Origin of the sequence: Rugamonas sp. (assembly GCF_025354735.1) — a bacterium.
Lineage (GTDB): Bacteria > Pseudomonadota > Gammaproteobacteria > Burkholderiales > Burkholderiaceae_D > Rugamonas.
Window position 1 is genome coordinate 1 of record NZ_JANXMI010000323.1, and the last position, 8,162, is coordinate 8,162.

8 protein-coding genes and 1 pseudogene are annotated in these 8,162 nt (G+C 68.3%); 2 read left to right on the top strand and 7 right to left on the bottom strand.

Annotation, left to right across the window (positions count from 1 at the left end; genetic code table 11):
- A pseudogene (locus tag Q0S71_RS26830) lies at positions 1-331 on the top strand (hypothetical protein); the annotation flags it as partial.
- 19 nt (positions 332-350) lie between these two features.
- Here the strand turns inward: Q0S71_RS26830 and Q0S71_RS26835 are convergent.
- Genes Q0S71_RS26835 through Q0S71_RS26855 form a run of 5 tightly spaced genes read right to left on the bottom strand, consistent with a single transcriptional unit; the run spans position 351 to position 4,989 of the window.
- Positions 351-1,262 carry a dihydrodipicolinate synthase family protein gene (locus tag Q0S71_RS26835; protein WP_296002669.1) on the bottom strand — a complete coding sequence of 304 codons (912 nt, stop codon included), beginning with the start codon at positions 1,260-1,262 and terminating at the stop codon, positions 351-353.
- A gap of 31 nt (positions 1,263-1,293) precedes the next feature.
- Complete coding sequence (locus tag Q0S71_RS26840; protein ID WP_296002672.1) at positions 1,294-2,562, bottom strand: FAD/NAD(P)-binding oxidoreductase; 1,269 nt, start codon at positions 2,560-2,562, stop codon at positions 1,294-1,296.
- Positions 2,559-2,831 carry a 2Fe-2S iron-sulfur cluster-binding protein gene (locus tag Q0S71_RS26845; protein ID WP_296002675.1) on the bottom strand — a complete coding sequence of 91 codons (273 nt, stop codon included), beginning with the start codon at positions 2,829-2,831 and terminating at the stop codon, positions 2,559-2,561. The genes Q0S71_RS26840 and Q0S71_RS26845 overlap by 4 nt, the downstream gene beginning before the upstream one ends.
- Complete coding sequence (locus tag Q0S71_RS26850; protein WP_296002688.1) at positions 2,828-4,057, bottom strand: FAD-binding oxidoreductase; 1,230 nt, start codon at positions 4,055-4,057, stop codon at positions 2,828-2,830. The genes Q0S71_RS26845 and Q0S71_RS26850 overlap by 4 nt, the downstream gene beginning before the upstream one ends.
- A complete protein-coding gene (locus Q0S71_RS26855) occupies positions 4,057-4,989 on the bottom strand; it encodes a 4-hydroxyproline epimerase (RefSeq protein WP_296002679.1) in 933 nt (310 codons plus the stop codon). Before Q0S71_RS26855 ends, Q0S71_RS26850 begins: the two co-directional genes overlap by 1 nt.
- A gap of 56 nt (positions 4,990-5,045) precedes the next feature.
- On the opposite strand from Q0S71_RS26855, the gene Q0S71_RS26860 reads away from it, so the two are divergent.
- Positions 5,046-5,831, top strand: a complete 786-nt coding sequence (locus Q0S71_RS26860; protein ID WP_296002681.1) for an AraC family transcriptional regulator — start codon at positions 5,046-5,048, stop codon at positions 5,829-5,831.
- Here the strand turns inward: Q0S71_RS26860 and dctA are convergent.
- Together dctA and Q0S71_RS26870 are read right to left on the bottom strand one after the other, a co-directional pair.
- Positions 5,828-7,174 carry a C4-dicarboxylate transporter DctA gene (gene dctA, locus Q0S71_RS26865; RefSeq protein ID WP_296002683.1) on the bottom strand — a complete coding sequence of 449 codons (1,347 nt, stop codon included), beginning with the start codon at positions 7,172-7,174 and terminating at the stop codon, positions 5,828-5,830. The two genes, Q0S71_RS26860 and dctA, sit on opposite strands and share 4 nt — an antisense overlap.
- An 84-nt stretch (positions 7,175-7,258) precedes the next feature.
- Positions 7,259-8,162: enolase C-terminal domain-like protein (locus tag Q0S71_RS26870; protein ID WP_296002685.1), on the bottom strand; the 904-nt coding region annotated here is incomplete at its 5' end.

Consider the following 8,162-nt stretch of genomic DNA (forward strand, 5'->3'; position numbering starts at 1 on the left):
GGCGCCGGCCGGCGGCCATCACCACCATCACGGCGGCGGTGGCGGCGGCGGTAAAATTTCCAGCGGCCTGGCGGCGCTGGCGCAGCAAGTGGGCGCCAGCACCGACGGCGGCAACACCAGCACCACCGACGGCAGCAGCACCACCGACGCCACCGGCAGCACCGGCGCCAGCTCGACCGCGCTGAGCGATTTGCAGACCAGCTTCAATAATCTGCTGGCCGCCAAGGGCCAGTCCGGCAGCGGCGCCTCGCTGCCGCAGTTCCTGCAAACGCTGTCGCAGAATTTGCAGAACGCGCCATCGGCGGGCAACGTCGTCAGCACCAAGGTGTAAGCGCCTGCCGGCGCCGCGCTCAGAACAGGCGGCTCACATCGGGCCGCGTGGCCAGCGCCTGCTGCACGATCTTCGTCACGCGTTCGCGCTCGGCGCCTTGCAGCGGCTGGCGCGGACGGCGCACGAATTCGTTGCCGACGCCGGCCAGCGTCTCGACCAGCTTGAGGTTTTGAACCAGCTTGTTCGAAACGTCCAGGTGCAGCAGCGGCATGAACCATTGATACAGCTTGAGCGCCTCGGCCCAGCGGCCGGACTTCATCAATGTGTACAGCGCCACCGTCTCCTTCGGAAACGCCACCACCAGCCCGGCCAGCAGGCCGTCGGCGCCCACCGCCAGACCCTCGAACGACAAATCGTCGACGCCCATGAACAGCTGATAGCGTTCGCCGACCGCGTTGCGCAAGTCGGTGATGCGGCGCACGTTGTCGCTCGACTCCTTGATCGCCACGATCCACTCGCAATCGGCCAGGTCGCGGAAATCATCCGGCAGCAGGTCGACCTTGTACGACACCGGATTGTTATAGACCATGATCGGCAGCTGCGCCGCCTGCGCGATGGTGCGTAGATTATCCTTGGCCTCGCGCGCGTCGGCCGCGTACAGCACCGACGGCATCACCATCAAACCCTGCACGCCCATCTCGTGCGCCCTGGCGGCGAAGCGGCAGGCGTCGAGCGTGCGCGTTTCGCTGACGTTGACCAGCACCGGCACGCGCCCGCCCGCGACATCGAGCGCGGTCCTGGCGACGGCCAGCTTCTCGTCGAAGGACAGCGTGCTGGCCTCGCCGAGCGAGCCGCAGGTGAGCAGCGCATGCACGCCGCCGTCGATCTGGAACGCGAAGTGGCGCTCCATTTCCGCGAAATCGAGATCCTCGTTTTCCTTGAACTTGGTCGTCACGGCCGGGAAGACCCCGGCCCATTTTGCTGTCGCCATGCTGCTCTCCTTGAAGTGTGAAACGATCGATTCATCCGGCCGCGATGCTGCCGGCCCGCGCCGGCACGATCGGCACGCGCACGGCGTCGGGCCGCCATCCATACAGCACGGCTGTCGCGGCGCCGCACACGCGGCCCTGGCACGGACCCATGCCGCAACGGGTCTGCAACTTGGCGCTGCGCCAGCCATCGTGCGGCCGCAGCTCGCCGTGGGTGACGTCTTCGCAGCGGCAGACGATGGTGTCGTCATCGGCCAGCGCGCGCAATTGCGGCCGCAGCGCGAACGCGCGCGCCAGCGACAGTGCGAAGCCGCGCCAGCGTCCGCGTTGTTCAATCGCGGCCTGCGCCAGCGAGGTCTTGCCCGCCGCGGCCAGGCCGGCGATGCGTCCCTCCGCCAGCGCCAGGTCGACGCCGCCGATACCGCTGCCTTCGCCGGCGCAGTAAATTCCGTCCACCGACGTCGCCTGCAAATCATCGACCCGCACCGCGTCCCGTTCCAGCGCGCAGCCCAGGGCCTGTGCCAGTTCCACGTTCGGCAGCAGCCCGAAACCGCAGGCCAGGAAATCGCAGGCGATGCTTTCCACTTTGCCGCCGCGCCGCAACCGCACCGACCGCACCGACCGCACCGACTGCTCCGCCGCGTCGCCATGCGCCGACACGACATAGCTGTTCGCGTGATACGGCACGCCGCGCAACTGGCGCGCCAGCAGCATCGCTTGCTTCAGCTTCGACGGCGTGGCGAACAGGCCGGCGCCAAAGCGCGCCAGCCGCCGCAAGGGCGCCTGCTCGGCGATGGCGACCACCTGCGCGCTGGCTTGCCTGAGCGTGGCCGCCACCGCCAGCAGCAGCGGACCGGAGCCGGCCACCACCACGCGCTTGCCCGCCACCGGATAGCCGCCCTTGACCAGCGCCTGCAAGCCGCCGGCGCCGGTCACGCCGGGCAGCGTCCAGCCGGGGAAGGGCAGCAGCAGTTCGCGCGCGCCGGTCGCCAGGATCAGGCGGCCGTAATGCAAGGTCAGCGCCGCATCCGGCGTCTGCACCAGCAGCGTTCCGGGCGCCGGCGCGTACAGCACGCGGCCCTGCTGAATAAAGCTCACGTTATCCATCGCGCTCAATTGCGCCCACAAGGTCCGCGCGCGCGCGTCGGCCTGGCGCTGCGGACCGCCGCGCCATATCTGGCCGCCGGCCAGCGGATTGTCGTCGACCACGCCGACGTGCATGCCGTGCGTCGCCGCCGCTTGCGCCGCCGCCAGCCCGGCCGGCCCGGCGCCGACCACCAGCACATCGAAGCGCCGCGTCATGGCTGAACCTTGGGCGGCTGCGGCGCGGTCCGCACCCGCATGCCGTCGGCGCACAAGGTCTGGCAGGACAGCTGGTGCGGGCGGCCGTCGATGTCGACCCGGCATTCCTGGCACACGCCCATGCCGCACAAGGGACCGCGCCACTGGCCGCTGGTCGAGCGCCGCGTCGCCACGCTGCCCGCCACCGCGATCGCCGCCGCCACGCTGCTGCTGGCGGCGACGCTGACGCTGCGCGCGTCGACGGTGAGGGTGATGGTGAGCGGAGTCACAGCAGCGCCATGCCGGCGCTGGCGGACAGTTGCACGTCGTCCGCCGGCGTGCCGCTTGCCGCCCGCGCGCCGTGGTGAAGCGGCGCTTCCGGCGCCGCGCGCAGTTGCGCAAAGCGCGCCGGCAGATACGGGTCATGCGCGATCGCCGCGTTCTCGCCGACGATCTGCGCCGCCAGCAGCTGCGCGGTGGCGAGCGAAGTCGTGATGCCGAGGCCCTCGTGGCCGGTCGCCAGCCACAGGCCGCGCCGCGCCGCGCAGGGGCCGATCAGCGGCAGGCCGTCCGGCGTGGCCGCGCGCAGACCGGTCCAGCAGCGCAGCACGTTGAGCTGCGCCAGTGCCGGCGCGTAGCCGATGGCGTGTTTCAGCATGCGCGCCATCATCGCCGGTTCGACGGCGGTATCGGTGCTGTCGAACTGGCGCGAGGAGCCGATCAGGATTTGTCCGGTCGGCCGCGGCTGCAAATTGAAGGCGACCGAATCGCCGCTGGCCGCGTGCGCGCTTTTGATGTAGCCCAGTTCCACCAGCTGGTGCTGGATGAAGCCGGGATAGCGGTCGGTGATGATGACGTGGCCCTTCTTCGCCTGCAGCGGCAGCTGCGGCAGCAGCGCCGCCGACGCCGCGCCGGCCGCCAGCACCACGTGCGCCGCCTGCAGGCGCGTGCCGTCTTCCAGCAGCACGCCGTGGTCCTCGATGGCGCGCACCCGTCCCCGCATCAGCAGCGCGCCGTCGCGGTGGGCGCGTTCGAGCAGGATGCGCGCGTTCTTGGGCGGATACACAAGGCCATCGCCGCGCACCAGCAAGCCGCCGGCGAGGCCGGGCCGCAGCTGCGGCTCGCGCCGATACAGCGCGGCCGCGTCGAGCAGTTCGCACGCCAGCCCGTGCGCATGCAGCAGCTCGGCCTTGGCGGCGGCCGCCGCTCTTTCCTCTTCGTCGGCCGCGACCCAGATCGTGCCGCAGCGGCTGTACTCGTGGCGCTGCGGCGCGTCGCCGACCAGCTCTTTCCACAGGCCGAGCGAGTAGCTCGATAGCGCCAGTTCGGCCGCGTTATCGTCCATCACGACCAGATGTCCCATGCCGGCCGCCGTCGCGCCGCCGCCGACGGTATCGTGCTCGATCACGGTCACGCGCCGGCCGCGCGCCGCCAGCGCCTCGGCGCACGCGGTGCCGATGATGCCGGCGCCGATGACGATGACGTCGATAGGCTGGCGCGGCGCCCGCACGGTCATCATCGTATGCCCCACATGAAGGGATCGCGATCATCGAGTATCAGTTTCGCCTCCGCGTTGACCCAGGCCTGGCCGCGTATGCTCGGTATCAGCCGGCCGTCGCGGTGGCGGTACGACGCCTCGAACACGCTGCCGATGATGCTCTCCTGGCGCCACAGCGCGCCCTCGGCCAGCTTGCCGTCGGCGGCCAGGCAGGCCAGCTTGGCGCTGGTGCCGGTGCCGCACGGCGAACGGTCGTAGGCCTTGCCGGGACAGAGTACGAAGCTCTGGCTGTCGGCGCCGGTGCGCGAGGGCGCGAACAGTTCGATGTGGTCGATAGTCGCGCCGCCGTCGCCACCGATGCCGTCGCGTTCCAGCGCGGCGCCGATGCCGACGGCGAGGGCGGTCAGCGCGTCGATATTTTCGGTGCGCAGTTCCAGGCCGTGGTTCTCTGCCAGGAAAAACCAGTTGCCGCCCCAGGCCACGTCGCCGCTGACCGGGCCATGTCCGGCCACGTCGACCGTCACGCCGGCGCGGCTGCGGTGGGCGGCCACGTTATCGACCGTCACGCTGCCGTCTTCATGCAGCTCGGCTTCGACCACGCCGACCGGCGTATCGATGCGGTGCCGGCCGGCGCCTATGCGGCCCATGTGCGCCAGCGAGACGATCAGGCCGATGGTGCCGTGGCCGCACATGCCGAGGTAGCCGACGTTGTTGAAGAAGATGACGCCCGCCGCACAATCGGCTTCGTGCGGCTCGCACAGCAGGGCGCCGACCAGCACGTCCGAGCCGCGCGGCTCGCAGACGACGGCGCTGCGGAAGTGGTCGTGGTCGCGGCGCAGCGCATCGAGCCGCTCGCGCAGCGGACCGGCGCCCAGTTCGGGGCCGCCGTCGACGACCAGGCGGGTAGGCTCGCCGCCGGTGTGGGAATCGATGATGGAGATGGTTTTCATATGGCAGATGGTAGGCCGCCTGCGCTACACTGTCTTGCACAAGCCAGGCATCGCCGATGACGAAATCTGCACAATTGATGAAACCGACCACGCTCCCGCCGCCGGCCGACCATGCGCGCGCCGCGCTGGGCGGCGCCATCGCCGACGTCTTCTTCAGCGAGCCGCTGTTCGACGCGCTGCCGGACGTGGTCTTTTTCGTCAAGGATGGGCAGGGCCGCTACGTGGTGGTGAACCAGACGTTGGTGCAGCGCTGCGGCCTGCGCGACAAGGCGGCGCTGCTGGGCCGCACGCCGGCCGAGGTGTTCGCTCCGCCGTTCGGTCAGACCTATCTGGCGCAGGACCTGGCGGTGCTGGCCGGCGCCGCCATCGAAGACCAGCTGGAGCTGCACCTCTACCCGAACCGCGATCCCGGCTGGTGCCTGACCCGCAAGACCGCGCTGCGCGACGGCGCCGGCGCCGGCGCCATCGTCGGCCTGACCGGCATCTCGCGCGACCTGGCGATGGCCGACAAAAAAAATCCGGCCTACCGCAAGGTGGCGGCGGCCGTGCGGCTGATCCACGAGCATTACGACCAGCCCTTGCCGCTGCACGAACTGGCGCGGCTGGCCAGCATGTCGGTGGCGCAGATCGAGCGCTACTTTTTGCGCATCTTCCACATCACGCCGCGCCAGATGATCATCAAGACCCGGCTCGACGCCGCCTCGCGCCTGCTGGCCGGCGACGCCAGCGTGGCCGATATCGCGCAAGCCTGCGGCTACGGCGACCACAGTGCCTTCACGCGCCAGTTTCACGCCACCGTCGGCGTCACGCCGCGCCAGTACCGCGCCATGCTGCAACGCTAGCCGGCGTGGGAGCGCTCCGGCATCGGCGCGGGTGCCACTGCGGGACGGTCCTGCTCCAGCGCCGCCTGCGCCGCGCCGGCGAACGCCAGCTTCATCTTGCGCTCATCGAGCACGCCTTCCCAGCGCGCGATGGCGATGGTGGCGACGCCGTTGCCGATCAAGTTGGTGACGGCGCGCGCCTCGTTGAGCAGGAGGTCCACGCCGAGCAGCAGCACCAGTCCCGAGACCGGAATCTTGTGCATCGACGACAGCGTCGCCGCCAGCGCCACGAAGCCGGCGCCGGCCACGCCGGCCGAACCCTTGGAGGTGAGCAGCATCACGCCCAGTATCACCAGCTGATCCCACAGCGTCAGGTCGACATTGGTGGCCTGCGCCACGAAGATGGCGGCCATCGTCAGATAGATCGCGGTGCCGTCGGCGTTGAAGGTGTAGCCGGTGGGGAGCACCAGCCCGACCACCGATTTCTGGCAGCCCATCGCTTCCATCTTCAGCAGCATCTGCGGCAGCACCGCCTCGGTCGACGCGGTGCCGAAGGTGATGAGGATTTCATCCTTGATGTATTTGAGGAAGCCCCACAGCGACACGCGGCACAGCTTCATCACGGCGCCGAGGATGAGCACCACGAACAGCAAACAAGTGAGATAGACGGCGCCCATCAACTGCCCGAACGAGGCCAGCGTGCCGATGCCGTAGCGCGCGATCGTGAACGCCACCGCGCCGAAGGCGCCTATCGGCGCCAGGTACATGACGATGCGGACCACGCCGAACATCCCGTGCAGGAACTGGTCGAGTATATTGACCAGCGGCGCGACGCGCTCGCCCATCTTCGTCAGCGCCACCGCGAACAGCACGGAGAACAGAATAATCTGCAGCATCTCGCCTTGCGCGAACGCGCCCACCACGCTGTTGGGCACGATGTTCATCACGAACTCGATGAAGCTGTGGTGCTGGGCCGCCGTGGTGTAGTTGGAGATGGACGAGGTGTCGATGGTGCTGGCGTCGATGTTCATGCCGACGCCGGGCTTGACGACGTTGACGACGACCATGCCGACCACCAGCGCGAGCGTGGACAGCACTTCGAAATACAAAATCGCCTTGAGGCCGACACGGCCCGCCTCGTGGATATTGCCCATGCGCGCCGTGCCGACCACCACGGACGCGAAGATGATGGGCGCCAGCAGCATGCGTATCAATTTGATGAACAGGTCGCCGAGCGGCTTGAGTTCAACGCCGATGGTGGGGTAGAAGTGGCCCAGCGCGATGCCGGCGACGATCCCCACCAGCACCTGGAAATACAGGCTGGAGGCGATTTTTTTAAAGCGTGGATGGACTTGAGTACTCATCATTGTCTCCTGCCGGAGCGACCGGCGCGATGATTTTCTACGGTGGCGACGCGGCTCTTGGTGGCCGCTTCGGTGCGCCGGATTTTAATACGCCAGCTTCTTCATTTCGCTATACAGATCGGCCTTGCCCTCGAAGCCTATGCCCGGCAAATCCGGCATCGTGATGTAGCCGTTGTCGACCTTCACGCCGTCGGGGAAGCCGCCGAAAGGCTGGAACAGGTCGGGGTAGGATTCATTGCCGCCCAGTCCCAGGCCGGCGGCGATGTTGAGCGACATCTGGTGGCCGCCGTGCGGGATGCAGCGTTCCGGTGACCAGCCATGCTCGCGCAGCATGTCGAGCGTGCGCAGATATTCGACCAGGCCGTAACTGAGCGCGCAATCGAATTGCAGCCAGTCGCGGTCCGAGCGCATGCCGCCGTAGCGTATCAGGTTGCGCGCATCCTGCATCGAGAACAGATCCTCGCCGGTGGCCGTGGGATTTTTGTAGTAGTTGCGCAGCGTAGCCTGGAGCTCGAAGTCGAGCGGGTCGCCCGGTTCCTCGTACCAGAACAAGTCGTACTGCGACAGCGCCTTGGCGTAGGTGACGGCGGTATCGAGATCGAAACGGCCGTTGGCGTCGACCGCCAGCTTCTGGCCGTCCTGCAGCACGCTGAGGACCGAATCGATGCGGCGCAAATCTTCGTCGAGCGAGGCTCCGCCGATTTTTTTCTTCACCACCGTGTAGCCGCGGTCGATGTAGCTGCGCATTTCATCTTTCAGCTTGTCGTGGCTCTGGCCCGGATAGTAGTAGCCGCCGGCGGCGTAGACGAAGATCTTGCGGTCCGGCGTGCCGTTGCCGTAACGGTCGGCCAGCAGCTGGAACAGCGGCTTGCCCTCGATCTTGGCGACGGCGTCCCACACCGCCATGTCGATGGTGCCGATGGCGACCGAGCGCTCGCCGTGGCCGCCCGGCTTCTCGTTGGTAAACATGCAGTTCCAGATCTTGTGC

Bases quoted from the DNA above. Each gene is read 5' to 3' on its own strand.
- Q0S71_RS26835 (WP_296002669.1), bottom strand. From the start codon at position 1,262: ATGGCGACAGCAAAATGGGCCGGGGTCTTCCCGGCCGTGACGACCAAG.
- Q0S71_RS26840 (WP_296002672.1), bottom strand. From the start codon at position 2,562: ATGACGCGGCGCTTCGATGTGCTGGTGGTCGGCGCCGGGCCGGCCGGG.
- Q0S71_RS26850 (WP_296002688.1), bottom strand. From the start codon at position 4,057: ATGACCGTGCGGGCGCCGCGCCAGCCTATCGACGTCATCGTCATCGGC.
- Q0S71_RS26855 (WP_296002679.1), bottom strand. From the start codon at position 4,989: ATGAAAACCATCTCCATCATCGATTCCCACACCGGCGGCGAGCCTACC.
- Q0S71_RS26860 (WP_296002681.1), top strand. From the start codon at position 5,046: ATGACGAAATCTGCACAATTGATGAAACCGACCACGCTCCCGCCGCCG.
- dctA (WP_296002683.1), bottom strand. From the start codon at position 7,174: ATGAGTACTCAAGTCCATCCACGCTTTAAAAAAATCGCCTCCAGCCTG.